We start from the raw sequence: 22,734 nt of genomic DNA on the forward strand, positions 1-22,734 counted from the left end.
AAATACTAATCATTCTTATTAATGTTATCATTATATTAACTGGCAGTTGGTTTCTTTATACTTTTTTTCCACATTTACATTTATGTACCCCAAAAAAACCGGTATCGATCCGTCTGTGAAATTCGCTTTTCCTGTTGCAATTACAGGTGCAACCCAGAGCCTGCTGGTAATCACATTACCGATAATCACAGCATTAACCGGATTGAAAATCGGCCTGATAAGCCCTGTTCTGGGACTGGCCGCACTTGCCTTTCTGGTCGGCGGTTATTACTGGCCGCGACGAGCCGTCCCCGGTCGACGCCGTCGGCTTCTAAAGCAGCTCCTGATTGCGGCAACTGCTAGTCAAATTTTATTTGTATTCATTTTATACGCAGGCACTGTGGAAATATTCGGTGCCATTACTCTGGCATCCCTGTTGTTCATTACGCGTTTTTGCTATGGACTGACCGTCTCAGGCATCTATCCCATCGTTCAGGTTTGGATGGTCAACGAATGCGTAAATAGCGAGCGTTCCCGGCATCGAATACTGACATACCTGAGCGCAACTGTAAGCATTGTCCGAATTGTCGTACCGCTGCTGGCAGCATGTCTGGCTATATTTCAACCTGTAACAGTGCTGCTATTACTGATCGGACTACCGCTTTTGGCGCTTCTGGTGTTACCCGAAGAGATCACACGATATAAAAACAATACAGAAATTTCGCTGACACGGTCGGCAGCACGCTGGCCTGAAACTGCCATCGCAATACCAACCCTGCTGATACACATGAGCCTGGGGCTTTCGGAGTTCATTATCGGTCCTTATCTTGCTTTTGAATGGAACATTTCACTGAACAGCACACTCACATACACCGCGCTACTCCTTGCAGTCATTGCCGTCTGTATGGCACTGGTACAACTGACAAGCCTGCATTTTCGTCCCAGACCCGAGCTGATTCTTGCATGGTCACCAGCCGGTATGGCCTGCGGTGCAGCGCTTGCAGCCATTTATCCGACCACTCTACCCGTCGGATTGATATTAATCGCAGTATCATTTGCATTGCTGTTACCGGCTTCAGCTGCTGGTGCCGTCATTAACCGTGATACCCGGGTACAAGCACATGCAAGCTCTGATTTGTACATAGCACGAATTCTTGGACATCTTCTGGGGGTCGCCTTTGCTGGCCCGCTGTTTGAAATTGCGCCAGGTCTGCCGCTGTTTGTTGCTGCTGCAATCGCACTGATGGCCATACCGGCTGGCGCCGAACTGCGGAATGCACTGATTAAACAGCATTGAATGAGCGTAAACATGACAATCAGCGATGCAGGCGAACATAAGCGTTAAGCACTTATTCCAAGCGAAAAAATAATTCGTAGTTCACTTTTTTAACAAAGAAAGTGGATCGTACCTGGAAGCGACCAGAGACATTGATTACCGAGCCTTCATAAAAAAACCCGGCGCGCAGGGTTGCGCCGGGTTTTTTCTGGAAAAGAACTATGCAGTAACTGTAAAGAAATCTGCAAGATTTGCCGTAACATCGTCAACTGACACGCCTACCAGATCAACGGTGCTTCCAGCACCCAGATCAACGATAGTTCCGTAAGGGTCTTCGCCGCCAGCTTCTCCATAGCCGGTCAAGCTCGCAGTCAGATCTTCCGTCGTTGCAATACCGGTACCGTTAATATCGGCCACGATCATAAGCTGATCAGAATCGGCGTTAAATCTTTGCACGGTATCGTTGCCGTCATTGCCTCTGTAAAAGATTTCGTTAGTCCTGTCATTGTTGGAATTTGATCCAGAACCATAAATCAGGTCGTCACCTTCCTGACCGTACAGCTGATTGTCGCCTGAGCCACCGGAAATCCAGTCGTTTCCGGCATTTCCCAAAATCACATCATTCTCTTCACCGCCAAAAATCACATCAGTGTCGTCGCCGCCAATGATAAGATCACCACCGAGCGAACCATAGAGCGCATTGATGCCGGTTACACCGTAAAGCGTATCGCTATCTTCATTACCGAAAAGCTGATCGTTACCTGTCGCACCCCACAGCAAATCATCGCCTGTACCGCCTTCAATCCAGTCGTTACCGCTGCCGCCGTAAAGCAGATCATTGCCTGCTTCGCCGAATAACAAATCATTACCCGCTTCAGCATAAGCAACATCATCACCGTCACCCAGATATGCAACATCATTGGAATAACCCAATCTCAAACCATCATCACCGCCACCCGCAAGTACTACGGATGAGCCATACGTCCAAATAACTTCACCATCATCAGATCCGAAGAAAAGGCCAGTACCTCTTATAATATCAGTCATACTTTACTCCTATTGAGTTTTGTTAACAGTTATTAAGTTTTTGCGCGACTAAACTCGCGTGGGTTTTCTGTGCCGGGCAATTAACGTTTCATGTAGTTTCAAACAACAATCACTTTATAAAACACCCAACACATTAATGAGAATTATAATCATTTATATTTTTATTCTCAACAATTAATTTTTTCATAATTTTAGGTTTTGAAATGATTGAATAACCAGTGTCCAGATATTCAGGATTCAGTTATCCATAAAGTATCGAATTTCTGCATGGCTGCAAGCAGCCATGAGAAGCCGGATTGTTTGACCAGTATTTACAAAAACTCTAATTCAGCCGTGCGGCTAAACACTTATACGGATGTCGCTAACCATTGCGAGTCTATACACCAACAGACAACTGCCGCCTGAAGAACCACAATGCATAATGCTAAACAAAAGAGTGAACTGGTGGGTTGATACGCATGTATCATAGCGTCAATAAAACAAATGCCAGGCATACTGCACTCGCAATTAACGCACGATACATGCTCAAGCCTGGGCGTTTACCAAACTTGTATTGCGGATCTCCTTCTAGAAACAACGATGACTAAAATGAACAACGCCAATCCCGCCAGTAGCGCAGTACTAGGTTCCGGAACCACACGCAAATCCGAATCAAAAGACAAAATCTGGTAATTTGGCTGCATGTGAATTTTAATCACCTGCGTGATGGAAAACGGCTGATCTATGCCGCTGACAGCGACCCGCCCAAAGCTTTCGTCAAATCCCAGGCCACCGCTGATGGCACTGCTGCCGACCATTGTTGCACCATCGGTATCGAAGGGAATATTAGAAGTATTGTAAAAATAATCCACTTCAACCGAATTGAGAGGATCTGCCCCCAGTGTGCCAGCAATATCAGCAGTAAAAAAACCTTCATTGCCAATACCGTTCAGTGTGAAATCATTATCAGAAATCTCGATTGTTAATGTGCCACCGTTTGTAGAAGAAATCGACAACTGGCGCAAAAAAAGATCGGCCAGTATTTCGCTGTTGGGTGGATACGGTTTCGATGTACCTAATGAAGCGGTCAGAAAAAAGTTAGGCGTTCCAAACGATGCCGAGAGCAAACCGGGTATGCTGCTGTTATCCGGCGCAACGTTCCCCACACCTCCGGCTATCTGGTCCGTCGCTGTTACTATTGTAGGCGAACCAGCCTGCGGCGTATCCGTAATTCTTAGCATTAATGATGCCTGGCTTATACTGACACTCATCAATGAAACGGCAATCAGTGTAAAAAAATATTTAATTGAGTAAAAAGTTAAATCAGTCATGCTGCAATTCTCTAATAAACTGTGTTGAATAGATCTGCATACATTTCATTCCCAATGCATGCAATTGTATGAAGTTGTGAATATGTCTCACCATTGATTACCAGTTAAACGCATAGGTCACACCAACCATACGGCCTGGACCGGTAGCAAAGCCGTACGGCGTCTGTGATGCCTGGCTGATCAGTGGAAAATAGTTTTCGTTCAACAGATTTTTCACTGCAACGGTAAAATATCCCGGACCAACCGCAAGACTGGTTGACAGGTCCACCAACACATAATCGTCAATCGGCATCCCACCAAACTGCGTTGAATTCGGGGTACGGTCAGCGACGTAAAACGCCTGCATCCTGTTTCGCCACCATTCAAACGGACTGTATTCCAGAAATCCGGTCAATTTAACCGGGGAGATCCTGGTGCTAGGCAGATCTTCGTCAAATGTACCGTCATCATCCAGGTCAATTTCACCTTCTGCCCAGCTGACCGTACCACCGACATTAACCTGCTCTGTAACCTGGTATGCCAGTGAGCCTTCAACACCCCAGATACGCTCAGGAAGCTTGACAATACTTAAATCCCTGGTATACGTGGTGCCGTTATTCGATTCGCTGTAAAAACCAACAGCGGATGCCTGCACCGGACCGTATCGGCCTCGCAGGCCAAGCTCGTAGTTGTGCACTTTTTGCGCCTCAGACGCCAATTGACCTGCACTGACCACGCTGATATTTGCGTCCCTGATGGCACGACCGATATCAGCGAGCGAAAAACTCTGTGAATAACCGCCGTAGAGCTCCAGATACTCAGTCAGAAAGACAACCGCGCTGCCGTTAAACAGCGTGTTGTCATACTTGACTTCCTCGCCGCTGATATTGGCACCGGCCCGATTAATCACATCCGAAATATCGACGGAAATAGCTTCCTGACGGACACCGCCACGAACTATTCCGTACTTGCTTACAGGCAGTTCAAGTTCAAAAAATCCCGCCAGCGCGTCCTGTTTCATAAAAGGAACGACTGTCGGTCCGTCCAGACCAGCCTGAACAACCTGATCGCGAAGATAATCCAGTCCCCAGATTGCGCTGAATTCATAGTTTTTAACTGTTATGGGAGTGTTTATCGTTACACGACTACCGAATTTCTCAGCGCGTACTTCGGTCTGAGCAAATCCTGGAAATTTGGCAAAACGGGCGATCTGATCGTCATAATAGCCTTTCACCGAGACATGGCTACCAAAAAAATTTTTGTTAATGTAGTCGACACCAACCAGCGTATTTTTGGTACCCGGCTTAAATGGATTGAATTGCCCGCGGACTGCCGGGGTCTTGATGCCATTTGCGGGATCACCGAGACCAAAGGTAAAGTTAGTGTCCTGTTTGATATTGAAATGATTAACCGTAAACTGCACCCGCTGCCGGTCATTGTCGAAATTAAATCCCAGTTTCCCAAGAATATTAAAGTTGTTGGTATCGGCAAGACCACCCTGTACGCCAATCGGATCGGGTGGAATGCGGTCCCCGCTTGCATCGAAGAATTGACCACGTTCACCGTAGGTGCCAGACACCAGGTAATCCATATTCTCCCTCGTACCGGATATCCGGTGTGTCGTTTCCCACATGATCGCATCGTCAAACCGCTCCGTTGAAAAACGGATACCGCCCTTCGAAAAGCCTTCCCTTAATTTTTTGGAGGCGTGTTTGGTGATAATGTTTACCAGCCCCCCTGCTGCACCGAAACCATAAGCCGCTGTTCCGCCACGCACCACCTCGATACGCTCGATCGCATCCACATCGATCGTATTCAGATCACGACTTGAAGAACGCAGCGCAGTTGACTGAGGTATACCATCAATCAGTACCAGATAATCTCGACCCCGCAGAGTTTGACCGAAAGTGGACAGTGCTTCAGAACTGGGCCCGAGACCTGGTACAGTTTTCGCCAGTACATCACTTAAATTGCGCGCATAACCGGCCTGTTGTTGTATTTCCTCGTTTGTGATCACTGACACAGATCGAGTCGTTTCAGAAACGGGTGTTTCGGTACGCGTGGCTGTCACCACCACCGGTTCCATGCTTTTATTTTGCGCAAACACCACCCCGAAGGGCAAACAGCCAGCAGGTATTAACAGGGTGACGAACGTTTTTCGCCATAGGTGGGTGAATTTTATTTTTACCATTATTCTTACCTTTAATAAATGTTTATTAGAATGATATGTATTACTATTATTATTTATTTACATGCTGCTAATATTGGTTATGTTTTTGATAAACTATTGAAGATAGTTTTTTGTTAATGTGAAAAACGCTGAAATGCGCTCAACCGATCTTCGGTTTAATTCTTCGTCATAACAAACAGACGCCAAACGAAAAATCAGCGTTAATTGACCCACCCTTAACAAATGTCATTTTGCGCTGTGAACAGTTACTTTCATGATTGATTTTCTCTATTGTGCTCAGTCATTACAGTACTTTCCTTTTCCGCTGATGTTAGATTTGAATCAAATGAGACTGATCGTGAAAAAGACGCCGTTTTAATCTGGGTCTGTTTGCGACGACACCACCATGTATATATGCCGGTAACAAAAAGAATTGCTGGTATAAATCCTGTCACGAAAATTAACAGACGCCCCGGCACACCGGCAGCCGTTCCGATATGCAGTGGATATTTCATGTCAGCAATCTGCTGCCCTGTCCCGCTGCTTTTAGCATCGTGCGCCATCAATACTTCACCTGAAAAGCTGTCCAATGCGACATAACTGGTACCATTAGGGTGTGAATCACCTGGATACTTCAATCTGACGACAAACGGCATTTCCGGTTTACCCGGAAATCTCAGCCAGGTTGCACTGGCGCCGGGTATCTCCGACTCGGCCGTCCGCAGCAACGCACTCGGCAGCTTTTGCAGAGCGTGCGGATCAATATGTTCAATCAATGGCGGCTCGGACAACCCGGGTCCGCCGAACACAGCAACCAATGCGGCATTGGTCGGTTTGTAGAAAACCATCGCGGCACCGGTCAGCGCCACAATAAACAACAGCAGCATTGAAACCAGACCAGCCGAACGATGCAGCGCGAACCAGCGGGCAAATCGCGCAGACTTGCGAGGGACGCGTAACGCGCCGATTAATTTCCGCCAGCCCGGCCAGGCCAGCCATAATCCGGTCAACAGCGTTAATATCAGGATCAGCCCGAGTATGCCGTTAACAAATAAACCATCATCATCAGCAAGCAAATGGACATGCAGATCGTGAAGAAACCCCAGAAAGCCGGCATGTTCATCCCGTCTGCCAAGAATATCCAGAGTCCATGGGTCGACATACACCTGCTCAAATATTTCATTCTTTTTTATCCAGTATTCAATACTATGATCAGGCTCCCGAGGTAAACGCGCCAATAATACCGTATGACCGGCAAATATTGATTGCACCTTGTGCGTCGCTTCATCCAGCCGTATTACATCGGATTGCGGTTCAACGCGCCACAGATTGGCATTGAAATAAACATCCAGTTCATCATCAAAAACCAGAATACTTCCGGATAAACCCGACAAACTAAAGAACAGACCGATGATAATGCCGATCCACAAATGAATTTTTTGTATCAAATTTCACCTTCCAGTCAACAAATGAAAATTGCGCAATCCAAAACACGATCTATTCCAGCGCTACGGGTCAATTTTCGATACATCACCGTGATAAAAACGGGTTATCAATCCGATCGCAATATCCTGTGATTTTGAGAAATACTCATATAAGCATTCAGACAACAAACCTGTAACCCAGCACCCAAACGGAACATATATATATGCCTTGTCAATCGCGAAGAGCAAATACTTGCTGCAATCCCCTGAAAGCTCCAGGCTCAATTGCACAAACAAATGTTAATATTAATGATAATTGTTCTTATTTGCAAGTCATTGTTATTGATTTCATATCATCATTTATCATGTTCCGTACAAACACAGCTGAGTATTGCCGTTATTTACCGGCAGTGCCGCTCTAGCAGCGTTCTTGGAGCGTCGCGCCAGTTTTGACATTACAGGCAGTGATTGTGGGTGGTGACACATCAGATAAACAGATAACCCACTGTTTATCTGCATTAATAATTCATGGCACAATATATACCTGATTACAAGACATTTGTGTGTGTAACTGATTACGAATAACATAGCAGGCATGATATTCGCTTTGACTGTCTGCCAGCACCGGCCATGAACTCGTTCAGCATTCGCCATAGCATACTTCTTGCCATGGTCGTGTTATTTTGTAGTTGCTCTAATCTTTTATATTATCCTGACACGCGACATCGTTATTTTGATCCTGAAGCTGTTGGGTATACGCCGGAAACAGTTTTTTTTACTGACGCTGCCCAGAGAAAATTACATGGATGGTGGTTTTCTGCACAAAAATCACCAGTAAAAGCGACTATCGTCTTCTTTCATGGCAATGCTGAGAATCTGACCTCACATTTCCTTCAGATAGCATGGATCAGTCGCGAACATTACAATGTCTTCATTTTTGATTATCCCGGATTTGGACTGTCCGAAGGTCATCCGACACCAAAAAGCTGCGTCGAATCAGGCCATGCGGCCGTAGACTGGGTCAATAGGCATAAAGTACAAGGCGGCCCGATTATTATTTATGGGCAAAGCCTGGGCGGTAATATTGCCTTGAGAACAGCATTGGATAAAAAAGACGAAATCAATCTAAAACTGGTGGTTGCAGACAGTACATTTTACTCTTTTCAGAAAATTGCACGTGTCAAACTGTCTCATCACTGGGTGACATGGCCGATGCAACTGTTGAGTTACCTCCTTTTAAGCGATTATTGGGCTCCCGGAAATCTGTCATCATTATCACCTGTATCAGTTCTGGTAATACACGGTCAACAGGACAAAACAGTCGAACCAGTTTTCGGTGAAAGAATTTATAAACAACTGGCAGAACCGAAAACATACTGGATAATCCCGGACGGTAGACACACCGATGTGTTTCTAAGACATAACCAGAAATACCGCAGTGAATTTTTGGCTTTCCTGGAACGATTAAGTCAGCACTAAATTCCACAAACCCTGTGGCTTGTCTGCATCACGTTGCTTCCCGAACGGTTTTCGTTTGACAGGTCCAGAAAGTTTAAGTAGATTCATTCGGGTTCTCAGCAATGTTTATAGGCTGGGACAAATTCCAGAGTTTTATTTAAACTTTATCTTCTTTTCAATCGTCCGCGCGATATCGGTTCGAAGAAGAGATCAATGATAGGAGAATTTAGATGGTACGCAAAAGCCTGGTTGTATTCACTGCAAGTCTGTTTTTATTTCCGATGTCTGCTTTTGCCGCGGGATATGGCACGGCGGGATGTGGACTGGGCTCGATGGTCATCGGCTCGGAACGTGGTCCGGAACAGATTTTTGCCGCCACCACCAATGGCACCTCGGGTTCTCAAACCTTCGGCATGACCTCGGGCACATCAAATTGCGGCGACCATGGCCTGCTTAATTTAAGTCAAGAAAGAGAAATATTCGCCACCGAGAATTACACCAGTCTGGTAAAAGAAATGGCCCGTGGTAAAGGCGAACATCTCAATATTCTTGCCAGCATGTATCACTGCCCTGCCGCGCAGCACCAAGAATTCGGTGCTTTGACACAGCAAAAATTTAACGAGATTGTACCCGATGCTGAAACAACACCGGATATCCTGCTAAGCCAGTTGGAAACCTTGCTGGGTCAACATCGCACACTGTCGGAATCCTGTAATATGCAATTATCAGCATTAGACTAAAACACGTCACGGGTATCATCATACGCCGGTACCCGTGCATCCTGCGCCCCGTTCTACGGGTACTTCGTGCCACTCTATTTACTAGCCGCCGGAATTTTAGCCGTTTGCTTTTGCCTGTTCCCTGACAGCGCCTACTCCAGAAACAATCATAGCAACGATTATCTGACCGAACTTCAGCAACAAGCCAAACAGTTGAAACTGAATGAGCAACGTGTCTGGCACCTGTTGCTAAAATACAAGCCGCAATTATTCGGCGGCGTTGTCAGTGAAGCAGACGGCATGGATTTTTTCAATGCACCTGACGGGAAAACCAGTCCAGAATCCGAATTGACGGCAACGCTGGCAAGTTTTTTTCTCTCAACAGAAGATCTGGCAGATAACAGCGAACATCCGCAATGTAATTTTCCCGCTCGTTTCAAATGGTTAAATCAGCAACTTCAGTTCGACACCAACCGTCTCCAGATACAAGTATGCGACCGTCTTGAGCGCTGGATCAACGAGCTGGATCCGGTGGGTGTCACACTGGTTTTCGCATCCTATTATTTAAACAATCCGGCTTCTATGTTTGGTCATACACTGGTGCGCATCGACAGCAGGGAACGGCAAGACGACAAGAAGCTCACAAATTACGGGGCAAACTATGCAGCGGTTCCGGATACCGATAATCCGTTCCTGTATGCCTGGCGTGGCCTGACCGGCTCATTTGAAGGGAAATTTGCCATCTTTCCTTATTACACTAAAGTTCAGGAATATAACAATCTTGAAAGCCGTGATCTTTGGGAATACGAACTCAACTTCACAGAAGCACAATTAAACACCATGCTGCTGCATCTATGGGAACTTGGCGGCACCCATTTTGATTATTATTATTTTCAGGAAAACTGCTCATACCATGTTTTATCACTTTTTGAAATCGCCAGACCGGAACTGCATTTAAAAGATCAATTCATTTTCAGCGTTATCCCTGCTGACACGGTAAAAATCGTCGTAGCACAGGAGAATCTGGTCAAAAAGGTCGTATATCGACCGTCAATTGTGAGCCAGCTGAATCAAAAAAGGCATCAGATGACTAACGCACAGCGTCGGATTTTTCGTGCTCTAGTCAAAGAAAAATTGACACCGGACGCTGCTGAATTCAAACAGCTCCCGGATCAAACGCAGGCACTTTTGCTGGATGCTTATATGGACTTGCTTCAATATCAGAGTATGCGAGAGCAACGCGCTGGCGAAGTAAAAATTCCGTACCCGGTTTTACTGGCACGCAGCCGCCTGGATACTGACGATGCTGAACATAATTCCCTATTTTACTTCTCCAGCCCACCGCATCTCGGCCACGGTGCCGATCGTATACGGATCGCTGCGGGCCATAATGATCGAGAACCTTTTATAGAATTTGCCTACCGGCCCGCCTATCATGATTTAATGGCTCGAGACGAGGGCTATGACAAGGACTCAGAAATCATTTTCATGGATTTCAAACTGCGTTATTTTTTCGAGTCACAGCGCGTACGCCTTGACCAGGCGCGATTGTTATCAATTACTGCACTAAACCCGTACGACCCACAGTTTGTCAAACCATCATGGCGCTTCGATTTCAGCATTGACACGCTCAGAGAACAGGATTGCGGCTACTGCAATACAGTTTCAGGCAGCTACGGCAGAGGCATTGCCTACCGTCCCGATTTTTTCTCGCCAATTTTGTTATTTTCGTTTCTGGATTTGAAAGCCGACGTATCCAGTCATTTGAAACAGAATTACCGGTTTGGCGGCAATGCGGAACTGGGCGCGTTTTACAATTTCAACCATCGGCTGAGAATCAGGCTGGCGGGAAGCTACCGTGTGTATTTTCTTGGAGACAAGAAGCGATTTTTCACCACGCACGTTGTCACCCGATATGCGCTCACACAAAATCTCGATATGCGGATGAAATACAATCGATATGACCATAACAATGAGAGCATCTTTGCTGTAAATTATTACTTCTAGCGCTGTTCTAGCTGATCAATTGGCGACTGCAACGTATTTGTTCTATTAGATTATACAAATGACGGGACACGATCACGATATTTTATGATTGAAGCTTTTCTGGCCGTTGCAGCAGGTCTGATACTGCTTGCCTGGAGTGCAGACCGTTTTGTAGAGGGTGCCGCCGTCACCGCTCGCCATTTCGGCATGCCGCCACTATTGATCGGCATGGTAATTGTCGGTTTTGGTACATCTGCGCCCGAAATGGTCGTATCCGCGCTTGCCGCATCGCAGGGAAATCCGGGTATCGCGCTCGGCAATGCTTTTGGCTCCAACATCACCAACATCGCCCTGATTCTGGGACTCACTGCGATAATCAGCCCCATAACAGTACACTCGCAGGTGTTGCGCAAGGAACTTCCCGTTCTTGCCATTGTGACCATGCTGACAGCCGCGCAGCTCTGGAATGGTCATATTTCCCGTATCGACGCGGGCGTATTGCTTGGCGTGTTTGGTGTACTGATGGCATGGGCAATCAGGCAGGGGCTACAAGAAAAAACCGACGCACTGGGTACGGAAATCGAGCAAAAACTGGAATCCCATGAAATGCCCATCCGGCGAGCTGTATTCTGGCTGGTTACCGGACTGGTATTGTTAATAATAAGCTCCCGCATGCTTGTCTGGGGCGCAGTGGCCATTGCGCAGGGATTCGGTGTCAGCGACCTTGTCATTGGCTTGACAATTGTCGCTATCGGCACATCACTGCCCGAACTGGCTTCTTCAATCATCGCTGCCCGCAAAGGGGAACACGATATCGCACTCGGCAATGTCATTGGTTCCAACCTGTTCAATACGCTAGCCGTCGTTGGCATCGCTGGCATGATTCATCCGATGTCGGTGGATCCGGCTGTATTAAGCCGGGACATGCCCGTCATGGCGGCGCTGACCCTTTCGCTATTCGTCATCGGCTACGGACCCCACGGTCACGGTCGCATCAACCGTATCGAGGGATCTCTGTTATTAGCCTGCTATACGGGTTATACCGCTTATCTGATCGGAACAACATTTGGCTAGATGGGTTTGATTGATTTTGTTCTGCTAAGATACGGAACTGGCAATAAAGCAGTTTTAATATACGTCGATTTAATGTGTACCAGCCGTCAACAGCCTACTTGAGCCGAACCGATGCACAATAGCGTTGCTAACGAATCAGAAATTGACAACAACATTGATGACTCCAGGCTAATAAAGACAATTTGTCATTAAAGCCTGCTACTACGAATACTTTCAGCCCGGGGCTGTGAAGCAATAATCAAAAGCAGAAGAAAATTTATTTTTCTACGAGTCTCACGTAGCTGGAACCGATTGATTTAGTTATTATACGAACAATAGTATGTCCGTACGGTATCTATCAATCATAGAGCGCCCGTCATTGTAGAAATAACCTGTACTACCATATAATTACACTCAGCATTTATTCACGCATCACATTCCCAATCCGGCCATTCATCAACGCCGGCAGCTTTATCTGGCCAGCCTGTACAAACCGGTGCGCCCGCTCGGACAGTTTATTCCAGATTCGCCGAATAATATCGTTCCATTTAATTTCATCGTACTCGGGATGTCTGGCCACGAAGTCAACCAGGTAGTGTTCCAAAAAAACGAGCCCGGCCACGTCTTCAAGCAGTTGCGATTCTGAATTTGTTTTGAGTGATCGTTTGCTGATAATTCGTTTTACGCGTGTGATGAAATCCTGATCGTAACCGGCCTTTTCAAGCAGACTGGCTACGGTATCGGCATGGAACATGTTCAACGCGGTGCGCCATTGATGGTAGCCTTTTCGGTCCAGTGGATAATCATTACGTGGCACCTTCCAACGCTGGATATGCTGCGCCCTGGCAGCAAGCCTGACGGCGTCACCGGCCTCTGGTGCATAACGTTCCAGCATCTGTGACATGCGCTGCGCGTACAACAGTTCTTTGGGCCAGTTCTTGTCATCGCTGGTTTCCATGTTCGGGTCTTCACTGTTGACAGCGTCAATCATTGCAATGGCGATGTTAAAACGTTTATCGGTCATACTGTCATAACCTCTGCTCACCCCTGACAAGAAATTGTATTTTCAGTGCCGTTATTCCATTCATATTGCCAAAACGCTGTTCCAGCGTTATCGTTCAATTTTAAAAATTTTACAGCATTCCCGCCTGTGTTTTTCATTTGCACAGCGGAAAAATCTCATAGGAAACATCAATGAATAGACGCACAGTTTTAAAGGGGTTTGCAGCAGCGTCCGTGTTGCCGCTAATGCCGGGCTGCACCAGGGTAGTGGGTGAAGCCGAAATTCCGGTAACGCCACTTAACAAACCGCGCAAAGAATGGCGCGGGCTGGTTTCAACGAGAGCCTATGAAATATTGTTCGAGGAGGCGACGGAGCGACCGGAATCAAGTAATTTAATATATGAAACACGTGAAGGTACGTATCTGTGCGCCGCATGTTACCTGCCGCTGTTTGAAAGCAGGTACAAGTATGAAAGCTGGACCGGCTGGCCAAGTTTTACCGAACCAATTGCTGGTCATATCGCGACCAAAATCGATTTCAAAATAATCTGGCCACGTACCGAATACCATTGCGTACGCTGCGGAGGCCATCAGGGCCACGTCTTCAATGACGGCCCTCCGCCTCGCGGGGAACGCTGGTGCAACAACGGTTATGCCCTGAAATTCGTACCGGTTGAAGATGCACTGCCAGCACTTAGAGGCTGACAATCAGGTTCTGCAAAACCGGGACCGGCCTTTCACCCGCGCCGCCAGGCATGAAACCGCTCAACCCACTGCAACAGTTTCTCCGGTGCATGCGCACGCTTCCATTTCCCAGCAATGTATTTATTGGCTTCGGGCCAGGTCGGATAGGTATGGATAGTCTCGAGGATTTTGTTTAGCCCTAATCCATGTTTCATCGCCAGTACATACTCGGCCAGTAAGTCACTAGCGTGTTTGCCAACTATGGTCACACCCAGAATTCGATCTTTGCCCGGTACTGTTAGCACCTTGATGAACCCGTCTGTTGCTTCGTCGGTAATAGCACGATCCAGATCGTCTAACCCGTATCGTGTCACTTCCACAGCCACGCCGCGCGCTTTGGCTTCATCCTCGGACAGTCCGGCCCGGGCAACTTCCGGGTCGGTAAAAGTCGCCCATGGAATCACCGAATAGTCTGCTTTGAAGCGCTTGAAATCGCCGAATAGCGCATTGACAGACGCATACCATGCCTGATGCGCAGCAGTGTGAGTAAACTGATAAGGCCCAGCGACATCCCCGCAGGTGTAAATATTTGGATAAATCGTTTGCAGCCAGGCGTTTGTATCAATGGTGCGCTGTGAAGTAACTGAAATGCCCAGCTCTTCAAGTCCAAATCCTTCGGTGCGAGGTGTACGGCCAACTGCACACAGGATAACGTCAAAGACAATTACCTGTTCCCGGCCATCCTGATCCTGCACGATAAGCCGCTGCACCTTGCCATCCGGCTCATGCGCAATTTCACACCGCACGGCTTTGGTATATGTCAATAACTGCACACCGTCTTCCTGGATAGCGTTTTTGACCAACGCCCGCGCATCGGAATCTTCTCGTTGCAGCAGATCGCCCTGCTCGACTTGAGTCACCTGGCAGTCGAGCCGTGCAAAAGCCTGCGCCAGTTCGCAGCCGATTGGTCCACCACCCAGCACAATTAATCGTTCAGGACGCTCCGTCAACGACCAAATGGTATCAGAAGTAAAATAACGCATCGACTCAAGCCCAGGAATATCAGGAACTACCGGGCTTGCGCCGGTTGCGATAACAATTGCCCGTGTGGTCAGAGTCTGGCCGTTAACTTCAACAGACCAGGGTGACGTGATTCTGGCATGACCTTCGACCACTTCAACACCAAGCCGGGTGTAACGTTCGATGGAATCATGCGGCTCAACAGCTTTGATGACACGTTGAACCCGTGCCATTACGTCGGCAAAATCATAATTTACCTGGGCTTGCTTGATGCCAAGCGATACAGACTGACGCGCTTCTTTCAAGAAGCCGGCCGAGCGGATCAACGTTTTGGATGGAACGCAACCGTAATTGAGACAGTCGCCCCCCATTTTATGGCTTTCAATGAGCGTCACTTTGGCACGTACTGCAGCAGCAATATACGCGGTTACCAAACCTGCCGCACCCGCACCAATAACAACCAGATTTCGGTCGAAAGTTTCTGGTTTGGACCAGCGCGCATATAACCGGCGCATTTTTGCGATCCCGATACCCCAGCGCGCCAGCCATGGAAAAACAGCCAACAGCAGAAACGACAGAACGAGCGCCGGAGACAGAATATCGGATAAATTGTCGATTGTGGCTAGTTGCGTTCCTGCATTGACATAAACTGCACTGCCGGGAAACATACCGATCAGGCTGACCCAGAAAAAAACACTGCTGCGAATTCGGGTAAGTCCCATAAGCAGATTGATCAGAAAAAAAGGAAATGCAGGTACCAGACGCAATGAAAACAGATAAAACACACCATCGCGTTCAAGCCCGTTATTGAGTGTTTCCAGTCGGTCGCCAAAACGGCGCTGCACGGTATCGCGCAAGATGTAGCGCGACGCCCAAAACGCCAGTGTAGCGCCGACAGCGGCAGAAACCAGTACAACCGGCACCGCGATCCATAATCCGAACATCGCACCACCCGCCAGCGTCATCACCGCAGCGCCTGGCAAAGACAGCGCGGCCATAATAATATACGTCAGCGAATAAATGCCGATGACAAGAAACGGCTCGTCTTGGTATGCCTGCTGCAGCGTGTCATTGCTTGACTTCAGCATGTCCAAACTAAAATAACGCTGCAAATCAAATCCAAAAAACAAAATAATGAGCAGACCCAGCAGGCACAGCAACCACCAGCGTTTGTTCATTGAATTATCCTTATGTGTCAATGCACTGTACTATTTGATTTCACTACATGAGGCGCCGAATTTAAAACAACTGTAACAGCGGTGATGCTTCATGCTCACAGGAACTCTCAGACTTTCGGTCAGTGTTTCGGCCAGTGCATAATCGGCATCGTCGTCAACCAGGGTGCAGGCATACACCCAACAACGGTTATTCTGCCTGACCACCATACGACTGAATGCACACATGAATTCTCGACGCGACGCTTTCGTCTGAAAATCAAGCATGCAACGTTGTGTAATCTCTGGCGCCGTAATAACCGCCTCAGGCGGATAAAATTCAGGAAATTCGATCCTGCGCAAATTTTCTGGCAGCCCTGCTGTGCGAAACACGTCCGCAAAACGTTGCCTGATCTGTTCGGCCGCCATATCCGGCAACACCTGACTGGCCACTGACAATTGGAATCCCATGTCATGCAGCTTGCGCATCCCTTCCAAAGCAAGCTCAAACATGCCTTCTCCGCGGCCTTTGTCATGTTCGACAGCGTCATAATGATCCAGACTAACGCGAAAATGCAACCGATGCTGGCGATCCAGTAATGACCGTAGTTGATGCAGACGCCGGATCAATGGTTCGGTGGCATTGGTCAGCACCAGGCAGGGACGATGGCTTAGTGCATAATCCAGTATACGGACAATATCCTTATTGACAAAAGGTTCCCCGCCGGTGAACGAGAATTGTCGAACACCGAGCATCAATGCTTCATCGATATAAGGTCGGGCATCGTCAAAACGCATCAGTTGCAGACGGCTGTCTCCGGGCTTGGAACCTTCCAGGCAAAACGGGCAGGACAGATTGCAAGCCGTGCCGGTATGCAACCACAGCTCGTCCAGTCCATGCGAGTCAATAAATCCGCGCGGTTCGCTCGTTGAAGTCACATACCATTCAGGCGATCGTTTGCGTGCTTTTACTGTTCGCTCGCAGGACATTGTTTTTAACTCAACCTCTGTTTTCAACAGCAACCACCTTTCGACTCGCCTTGCGTTTCGTCATCAAACGGAATACCCATACCACACCCTGGGAAAATACCGTAATGCCGATCGAAATTCCCGTAAAAATCAAAATGCGCTGCAAAACGCGTATCATGCAACATACGCCAGGTATTGCCACAAACCGGGAACTGTCTGCCCGTTTCAATCAGGTGATGTTTGTCGAGTAAGAATGCATGCGGGTGATATGGTATGGTGCCGCGATAAACGACTGCCTGCCCGTGATCTTCGCAAGCCAGTTCAAGATCTGGCAATTTGAATAAACGATAGGTAGCCGAGTAAAACCGAATATTCCCGATTTTATCTCGAAGTTGGGAATCATCAATCGAAATTGACCGGTCCGTAACCAGGCGCGGATCGATAAAACCCTGCTCACGCGCCAACGGCACGAAATCATTCCAATACAGTGCACCGCTTAAACACTCGCCATAGAGAACCGGATCGTTGACCAGAGCTTTGGGAATGCGCCTGTCGCTGTAAACATCAGAAAAATAAAGCTCACCGCCCGGTTTTAGTACCCGGTAAGCTTCCCGCAATACAGCTGCTTTATCCATTGCCAGATTGATCACGCAATTCGACACTATGATATCGATACTCGAATCAGCCAGATCCAGCTCATCGAGCTGTTCAATGTAACCGTATAAAAACCGCACGTTGTTACGCCGGTATCCAAATGCCTGTCGATGAAATTTCTCATGTTTGCGCGCAACCGCAAGCTGCTCTTCGGTCATATCGACCCCAATAACTTTTCCTTTTTCGCCGACTAACTGAGACAACAAATAAACATCCCGCCCTGCACCGCAACCAAGATCAAGAACCGTCAACCCTTCCAATTGTTCGGGCAGCACAAGACCACATCCATAGTAGCGCGACAGCACTTCTTCGTGCACTCTGGAGAGCATCGGTTTGATATACTCAGGCAATCGCGCATCTGTGCAACAGGCATTTGTTCTCAGATCGTGCGTGCCGGACAGAGTTTCTCCGTAATATTTTTGTACAACTTCCTGCATAATTTTCCCCGGTTTAGGTAATGATCAATACTGTCTGATAATTAACTTGCTTGGTCAACAAACTACTTTACTGGTAACGTTCCGCCAGCACATCAGGCGTTGTGCCGCATGCAAACTTCAGTGCCAGTTTACGGTTATACCAGGTCCGTCGCCACCAGCCATCCCGTTGCCAGCGTCTCGAATCAACAAATATATGTTCGCTCAATGCAGCAAAATTACCCAGTCGCCTCGCACCATGCACGAGCGGCACCTCTTCAAACAAAGGCCACGGTGCATGACCGCCAGCTGCAAAATAGCTTTTACGCAATATAAAAAGCCCTTGATCGCCGTAGGGCACGCCAAAGCGACAACGTAATGCAATTGCCGGCTCCAGAATTCTTGCAGGCCACTGACGCGGCACGTCAAAACGAAAAGTAAAATATCCTCCGATGGCACCCCGTTGAAGCGCGTCTTTCATCGCTGTAAATGCATTGTCCGAAATACGCGCATCCGCATGTAAGAACCATAACACATCCCCTTGTGCTATTGCAGCAGCGGCTGACAGTTGTTGCCCCCGGCATGGAAGGCAAGGCAACCAGCGTGCACCGCCGGCATTGCAGATATCTCGACAGGCAATGCTGCTGGCACCGTCAGCCACTATAATTTCGTTCACACATTTTGGCAGGTGTTGTAACTGGTTCAGCAGACTGTGCAGCTTCTTTTCGTCCCTGTAGCAGGGAATTATGACACTGAAATCAGGCATGGTAACAATCCGGGTTAATGTTCAACGCTGATGCGACGTCTGTAACCAGCGTATATAAAGCCAGACGGGCCGGACGCCTGTCATTTTCGAGCAATCGCAGCAAGCGAAAAAAATCATCCGGCTCATCTATATCATAGCTTTCATTCAATATGCTTACCGTATCCATCTCAGCCCGGCAACAGCTGGCCAACGCCACACCCAGACAATCTGTGCTCCAGGGCAGCATTGATAAATCCGGCCATGCACACCGGTTGGCCATGAGTACAACACCGCCATCTACTGCCGGCATTAGTACGGCATCACTATTGCACAAATGCGACCTCACCGCGGCGTAATCTGTCTCGCTTATACCGGGAGCGTCACTGCCAATAAAAACCAGCCGGGTGATATTCTGTTTGCGCAACATGGTGTCCAGTGCATTCAGCCGCTGACCCAAATTGCCCGAAACCTGTGGAATTATGCTGGGTGAAAAACCAAATTGCGACGCCTGTTCCCATGCCCAACTTTTGTCTTGTTCATCCGCCGGAGCAAGCACCACCGGTCCCGGCCATGCCAGTGCGTCTTCTATGGCGCAATTCAAGAGCGCCTGCGCGATCTGCAGTGTTCGTTCCCTGCCAAACCGTGCCGCAAGCCGTTGCTTGCCAACGCCAATTTGCGGTTTTTTATGTACCAGTACAAGCGTTGTATCCATCGTATATCAAATTTAGGCCGATAATTCAGTAACTGTATCTTTGCAAAATCATGTTTGTTTTTCAACATGACATGTGTCCGCAAGACCTGATTTTTATCTGTTACACATAGTCGGAAAACGCCCGCAAATCTTACGAAAATGTACAAATATCACTATTTGCGCTCGATAACTTCACATTTTTTTTATAAGCTTATTCTTATAATGGTTATTATATTTACTTATACAGCCGATATAAAAATAAAATAACGTAAACTGAAAATAATCAGCCGGAATGACAGACATTATTGTTTTTTATATTTTACTTATATATTCTGACTGATCAAAAACAACCCAGTGAACAAAAAGTAAAAAGGACACTAGACATGACAAAAAGAATCGCACATGTTGATGACGACCCGGATATTCGCGATGCCGTGGCACGCATACTGGAAAAAAACGGTTACGAAGTTGAACATTATCTAACCATGAAGGATTTTATCGCGTCACTGGAACAAAACAGCAATCCGCCCGATCTGGCCATTCTGGATGTTATGGTTGAATCGATGGATGCTGGATTGACTGCTTACGCAGAGATTCAAAAAAATCATCCAAGTATTCAAACTATTTTCTTGACCTCATTAGGTGACATGATACGGCAATACTTTGACAAAGAGTCAGATAAATGGGTTTGTGTCATGGAAAAACCTGTTGAGCCTGACAGTCTGCTCAGCGTTATCGAGGACCGTCTTTCTCAAAAGAAAAATAACCAGATCGGTAAAGCGCACTAATTAAAAAAACAACAAAAAGGATCGGCCATGGCGAGTGTTCATTTTGACTGGAAAAAATCCACGGATACTGTTGTGTTACCCGCCAGCAACAATTACAGCGACTGTGCCGCCAAGCTCAGCGATGATATATTAATCAGCAACATTCGCTGGTTTATCATTTTTCGTTGGGGCGTTATCGGTGCGTTGATTCTGATTCATGTAATAGCGCTGCTGGTGCCGGATACATTGATACAGTTCCGCATAATCGAAGAAAACAATTGGCCGATCACGATTACGTTAATTCTTGGCGTAGCCAATCTATTCTATATATACGCACTGAATTCCAGCAATCCCGGTAAATTAAATACACCATCAGTTAATCTATGGTTGCAGATTATTATCGACCTGGTCTGTTTGTCCGTGGTCGTGCATTTTATCGGCAGTACAGCAACACCAGCGCCTTTTTTCTATATTCTTCATATTGCACTGGCATGCATTTTCTTTTCAACCCTAGAGAGTCTGCTCGTCGCACTGCTTGTCAGCGCAATGTACACCCTTGTACTGTTGATTGAATATTCCTTTGCCGGTCAGTTTTTCATAACGTTTTCAGTTGACCCAGCCATCGCTCAGAACGGCAAAACCAAGAATCACATGCTGTTCTGGATGATCGCGCTAGACATCCTGTTTTTTACCGTGTGGTATCTGGTTTCTCGGTTATCCCTCGTCGTCAGGGCACATGAGCATCAACTGGCTGAAGCCTACAAGCGCATTAACCAAGCACAGCACGAAAAAGACCAATATGCCGTTTTGATGACACACCAGCTAAAATCACCACTGGATGCTATACGCAGCAAAATTAATTTAATAAAAGGCGGTTACTGCGGAGAGGTTCCCGAAGAAATTAAAGATACGTTGCTTAAAATCGACCGACGTGCAACGAATATGGCTGGTTTGATTCTGGATTTGCTCAGACTTCAGCGGCTTAAAGAAACCTGCTCATGCAGCGCCGAGACCAAACCCGTTGACATCCAGGAAACCGTGCTCAAATGCATAGACAAGCTGACGCCGGTAATCAATACTAAAAATATCACTTTTAACATTTCTGTCGATCCATTTGTTTATAATGGCATCCCAGATCAGATTGAGATTCTGGTAGAAAATATTATCGCCAACGCAATTACTTATTCGCATGAAAACGGATCGATTGAAATTACATCAAATATCAGTAAGAGAGGTAAAAATACAACGCTGACCATTACCGATCACGGCATTGGCATTGACAGCGATGACCTGCCAAATATCTTCAATGAATATTTTTACTCACCGCGCGCCGCTTCCCACAATAAAGCCACCAGTGGAGTCGGCCTGTCGATTGTCAAAATAGCGGCTGAAAACAATTATCTGAATATTGATGTTACCAGCGAGCCCGATAAGGGCACTGCGTTCACCGTCATGTTCCCTAAAGTACAATTTCCTTCCACAACTGAGAAAACAAAATCCAGTTCATTCCTAGGCAGCTCACTACAGCAGCAGTGAATTTCCGGAGCCAGTTTTTTTTACAGCGCGGTAAAATGCGAGGGTGCCAAAAACGGTATTTACCGCTTGTAGCTTCACAACTTCACAGAATCCGGCACGTTCGAATATCTCGGGCAATCTTCCGGCTATGTTGTCGCGGGTGCTGTCGAAACCGTCCATCAGTTGTACTGTATAGAAAAGGTATCTCATTAGCCGACTCGCGGCACGTCCCCAGTCCATAACGTACAACTCCCCGCCAGGTTTTAAAACACGCAGCAATTCCGACGCAGCCAAAGCTTTGCTATCACTGCTCAGATGATGAAACAACAGACTTGACAGTACACGATCAAAATGACGATCGGGATACGGTGTATGTTCAGCAAATGCTCGAACAAAATGGATGCCGGCCTGCCGCTTTTCGGCTTTTCGGCCTGCCTGAATAAGCATCGCATGATCGCAGTCGAGTGCCGAAATATCAATACCAGGATAATACTGCTTTATCAGCACAGCCAGCGAGCCTGTACCACAACCGAGATCAAGCACGCGCTGCCCGTCAGCCAGCCTGGCCTGAATCATCAATGCATACCAAAACCGGTACCCGTAACCGGCGCAACCAGCAACCCGGTCATAAAATGAAGTCAGGCAATGAAAACCCAAAGCCGGTACATATTTTTTACGTGCCATCTCGTGATTTTGTCACCACATACCGCCGGAATCCT

19 protein-coding genes are annotated in these 22,734 nt (G+C 47.3%); 8 read left to right on the top strand and 11 right to left on the bottom strand.

Going from position 1 to position 22,734, the window contains the following annotated elements; translation table 11 throughout:
• Positions 1 to 82: 82 nt before the first annotated feature.
• On the top strand, positions 83 to 1,276 hold the full coding sequence (locus BMX44_RS01615) for an MFS transporter (protein WP_090627340.1): 1,194 nt from the start codon (positions 83 to 85) through the stop codon (positions 1,274 to 1,276).
• 198 nt (positions 1,277 to 1,474) lie between these two features.
• Here BMX44_RS01615 and BMX44_RS01620 read toward each other — a convergent pair whose 3' ends face one another.
• The 4 genes from BMX44_RS01620 to BMX44_RS01635 all read right to left on the bottom strand — a co-directional run bounded on the left by BMX44_RS01620 (position 1,475) and on the right by BMX44_RS01635 (position 7,209).
• A complete protein-coding gene (locus BMX44_RS01620; protein WP_090627342.1) occupies positions 1,475 to 2,302 on the bottom strand; it encodes a calcium-binding protein in 828 nt (275 codons plus the stop codon).
• Between the two features lie 539 nt (positions 2,303 to 2,841).
• The gene (locus BMX44_RS01625; protein WP_090627344.1) at positions 2,842 to 3,612 is read right to left on the bottom strand and encodes a PEP-CTERM sorting domain-containing protein; all 771 of its coding nucleotides are present in this window, start codon (positions 3,610 to 3,612) and stop codon (positions 2,842 to 2,844) included.
• Positions 3,613 to 3,709: 97 nt separating this feature from the next.
• The gene (locus tag BMX44_RS01630) at positions 3,710 to 5,782 is read right to left on the bottom strand and encodes a TonB-dependent receptor (protein WP_090627345.1); all 2,073 of its coding nucleotides are present in this window, start codon (positions 5,780 to 5,782) and stop codon (positions 3,710 to 3,712) included.
• A 251-nt stretch (positions 5,783 to 6,033) separates the two neighbouring features.
• Positions 6,034 to 7,209 carry a PepSY-associated TM helix domain-containing protein gene (locus tag BMX44_RS01635; RefSeq protein ID WP_090627347.1) on the bottom strand — a complete coding sequence of 392 codons (1,176 nt, stop codon included), beginning with the start codon at positions 7,207 to 7,209 and terminating at the stop codon, positions 6,034 to 6,036.
• Positions 7,210 to 7,815: 606 nt separating this feature from the next.
• Here BMX44_RS01635 and BMX44_RS01645 point away from each other — a divergent pair.
• The 4 genes from BMX44_RS01645 (at position 7,816) to BMX44_RS01660 (ending at position 12,422) form a co-directional block, all read left to right on the top strand.
• Positions 7,816 to 8,664, top strand: a complete 849-nt coding sequence (locus BMX44_RS01645) for an alpha/beta hydrolase (RefSeq protein ID WP_090627351.1) — start codon at positions 7,816 to 7,818, stop codon at positions 8,662 to 8,664.
• A 209-nt stretch (positions 8,665 to 8,873) separates the two neighbouring features.
• A complete protein-coding gene (locus BMX44_RS01650; RefSeq protein WP_090627352.1) occupies positions 8,874 to 9,383 on the top strand; it encodes a DUF3015 domain-containing protein in 510 nt (169 codons plus the stop codon).
• Positions 9,384 to 9,449: 66 nt separating this feature from the next.
• Positions 9,450 to 11,369, top strand: coding sequence for an Lnb N-terminal periplasmic domain-containing protein (locus BMX44_RS01655; RefSeq protein ID WP_090627354.1), 1,920 nt, complete (start codon positions 9,450 to 9,452; stop codon positions 11,367 to 11,369).
• An 84-nt stretch (positions 11,370 to 11,453) separates the two neighbouring features.
• Complete coding sequence (locus tag BMX44_RS01660) at positions 11,454 to 12,422, top strand: calcium/sodium antiporter (protein ID WP_090627356.1); 969 nt, start codon at positions 11,454 to 11,456, stop codon at positions 12,420 to 12,422.
• Positions 12,423 to 12,822: 400 nt separating this feature from the next.
• Here the strand turns inward: BMX44_RS01660 and BMX44_RS01665 are convergent, their stop codons facing one another.
• Positions 12,823 to 13,425, bottom strand: a complete 603-nt coding sequence (locus tag BMX44_RS01665; protein WP_090627673.1) for a DUF4202 domain-containing protein — start codon at positions 13,423 to 13,425, stop codon at positions 12,823 to 12,825.
• 170 nt (positions 13,426 to 13,595) lie between these two features.
• Here BMX44_RS01665 and msrB point away from each other — a divergent pair, with 170 nt between their 5' ends.
• Complete coding sequence (msrB, locus tag BMX44_RS01670) at positions 13,596 to 14,108, top strand: peptide-methionine (R)-S-oxide reductase MsrB (protein ID WP_090627358.1); 513 nt, start codon at positions 13,596 to 13,598, stop codon at positions 14,106 to 14,108.
• Between the two features lie 32 nt (positions 14,109 to 14,140).
• On the opposite strand, the gene BMX44_RS01675 is transcribed toward msrB, so the two are convergent.
• The 5 genes from BMX44_RS01675 to BMX44_RS01695 form a co-directional block, all read right to left on the bottom strand.
• On the bottom strand, positions 14,141 to 16,285 hold the full coding sequence (locus BMX44_RS01675) for an FAD-dependent oxidoreductase (RefSeq protein WP_090627360.1): 2,145 nt from the start codon (positions 16,283 to 16,285) through the stop codon (positions 14,141 to 14,143).
• Between the two features lie 30 nt (positions 16,286 to 16,315).
• Positions 16,316 to 17,278 (bottom strand): radical SAM protein, encoded by a 963-nt coding sequence (locus tag BMX44_RS01680; protein WP_245738787.1) that lies wholly within the window; start codon positions 17,276 to 17,278, stop codon positions 16,316 to 16,318.
• On the bottom strand, positions 17,275 to 18,321 hold the full coding sequence (locus BMX44_RS01685) for a methyltransferase domain-containing protein (protein WP_090627362.1): 1,047 nt from the start codon (positions 18,319 to 18,321) through the stop codon (positions 17,275 to 17,277). The genes BMX44_RS01680 and BMX44_RS01685 overlap by 4 nt, the downstream gene beginning before the upstream one ends.
• Before the next feature lie 67 nt (positions 18,322 to 18,388).
• A complete protein-coding gene (locus BMX44_RS01690) occupies positions 18,389 to 19,063 on the bottom strand; it encodes a TIGR04283 family arsenosugar biosynthesis glycosyltransferase (RefSeq protein ID WP_090627364.1) in 675 nt (224 codons plus the stop codon).
• Entirely contained in the window at positions 19,056 to 19,754 is a 699-nt protein-coding gene (locus tag BMX44_RS01695) for a TIGR04282 family arsenosugar biosynthesis glycosyltransferase (RefSeq protein ID WP_090627366.1), read from the bottom strand. The genes BMX44_RS01690 and BMX44_RS01695 overlap by 8 nt, the downstream gene beginning before the upstream one ends.
• 362 nt (positions 19,755 to 20,116) lie before the next feature.
• Between BMX44_RS01695 and BMX44_RS01700 the strand changes: the two genes are divergently transcribed.
• On the top strand, positions 20,117 to 20,521 hold the full coding sequence (locus tag BMX44_RS01700) for a response regulator (RefSeq protein WP_090627677.1): 405 nt from the start codon (positions 20,117 to 20,119) through the stop codon (positions 20,519 to 20,521).
• Between the two features lie 27 nt (positions 20,522 to 20,548).
• Positions 20,549 to 22,036 (top strand): sensor histidine kinase, encoded by a 1,488-nt coding sequence (locus BMX44_RS01705; protein ID WP_090627368.1) that lies wholly within the window; start codon positions 20,549 to 20,551, stop codon positions 22,034 to 22,036.
• Here BMX44_RS01705 and BMX44_RS01710 read toward each other — a convergent pair.
• Complete coding sequence (locus tag BMX44_RS01710; protein ID WP_090627370.1) at positions 22,022 to 22,699, bottom strand: class I SAM-dependent methyltransferase; 678 nt, start codon at positions 22,697 to 22,699, stop codon at positions 22,022 to 22,024. The genes BMX44_RS01705 and BMX44_RS01710 overlap by 15 nt on opposite strands.
• Positions 22,700 to 22,734: the final 35 nt, after the last annotated feature.

This window comes from Nitrosomonas marina (assembly GCF_900110145.1).
In the GTDB taxonomy this organism is placed as follows: domain Bacteria; phylum Pseudomonadota; class Gammaproteobacteria; order Burkholderiales; family Nitrosomonadaceae; genus Nitrosomonas; species Nitrosomonas marina.

Coding starts and splice junctions, on each gene's coding strand:
- BMX44_RS01615 (WP_090627340.1), top strand. CDS start 83: ATGTACCCCAAAAAAACCGGTATCGATCCGTCTGTGAAATTCGCTTTT.
- BMX44_RS01620 (WP_090627342.1), bottom strand. CDS start 2,302: ATGACTGATATTATAAGAGGTACTGGCCTTTTCTTCGGATCTGATGAT.
- BMX44_RS01625 (WP_090627344.1), bottom strand. CDS start 3,612: ATGACTGATTTAACTTTTTACTCAATTAAATATTTTTTTACACTGATT.
- BMX44_RS01630 (WP_090627345.1), bottom strand. CDS start 5,782: ATGGTAAAAATAAAATTCACCCACCTATGGCGAAAAACGTTCGTCACC.
- BMX44_RS01645 (WP_090627351.1), top strand. CDS start 7,816: ATGAACTCGTTCAGCATTCGCCATAGCATACTTCTTGCCATGGTCGTG.
- BMX44_RS01650 (WP_090627352.1), top strand. CDS start 8,874: ATGGTACGCAAAAGCCTGGTTGTATTCACTGCAAGTCTGTTTTTATTT.
- BMX44_RS01660 (WP_090627356.1), top strand. CDS start 11,454: ATGATTGAAGCTTTTCTGGCCGTTGCAGCAGGTCTGATACTGCTTGCC.
- BMX44_RS01665 (WP_090627673.1), bottom strand. CDS start 13,425: ATGACCGATAAACGTTTTAACATCGCCATTGCAATGATTGACGCTGTC.
- msrB (WP_090627358.1), top strand. CDS start 13,596: ATGAATAGACGCACAGTTTTAAAGGGGTTTGCAGCAGCGTCCGTGTTG.
- BMX44_RS01675 (WP_090627360.1), bottom strand. CDS start 16,285: ATGAACAAACGCTGGTGGTTGCTGTGCCTGCTGGGTCTGCTCATTATT.
- BMX44_RS01685 (WP_090627362.1), bottom strand. CDS start 18,321: ATGCAGGAAGTTGTACAAAAATATTACGGAGAAACTCTGTCCGGCACG.
- BMX44_RS01690 (WP_090627364.1), bottom strand. CDS start 19,063: ATGCCTGATTTCAGTGTCATAATTCCCTGCTACAGGGACGAAAAGAAG.
- BMX44_RS01695 (WP_090627366.1), bottom strand. CDS start 19,754: ATGGATACAACGCTTGTACTGGTACATAAAAAACCGCAAATTGGCGTT.
- BMX44_RS01700 (WP_090627677.1), top strand. CDS start 20,117: ATGACAAAAAGAATCGCACATGTTGATGACGACCCGGATATTCGCGAT.
- BMX44_RS01705 (WP_090627368.1), top strand. CDS start 20,549: ATGGCGAGTGTTCATTTTGACTGGAAAAAATCCACGGATACTGTTGTG.
- BMX44_RS01710 (WP_090627370.1), bottom strand. CDS start 22,699: ATGGCACGTAAAAAATATGTACCGGCTTTGGGTTTTCATTGCCTGACT.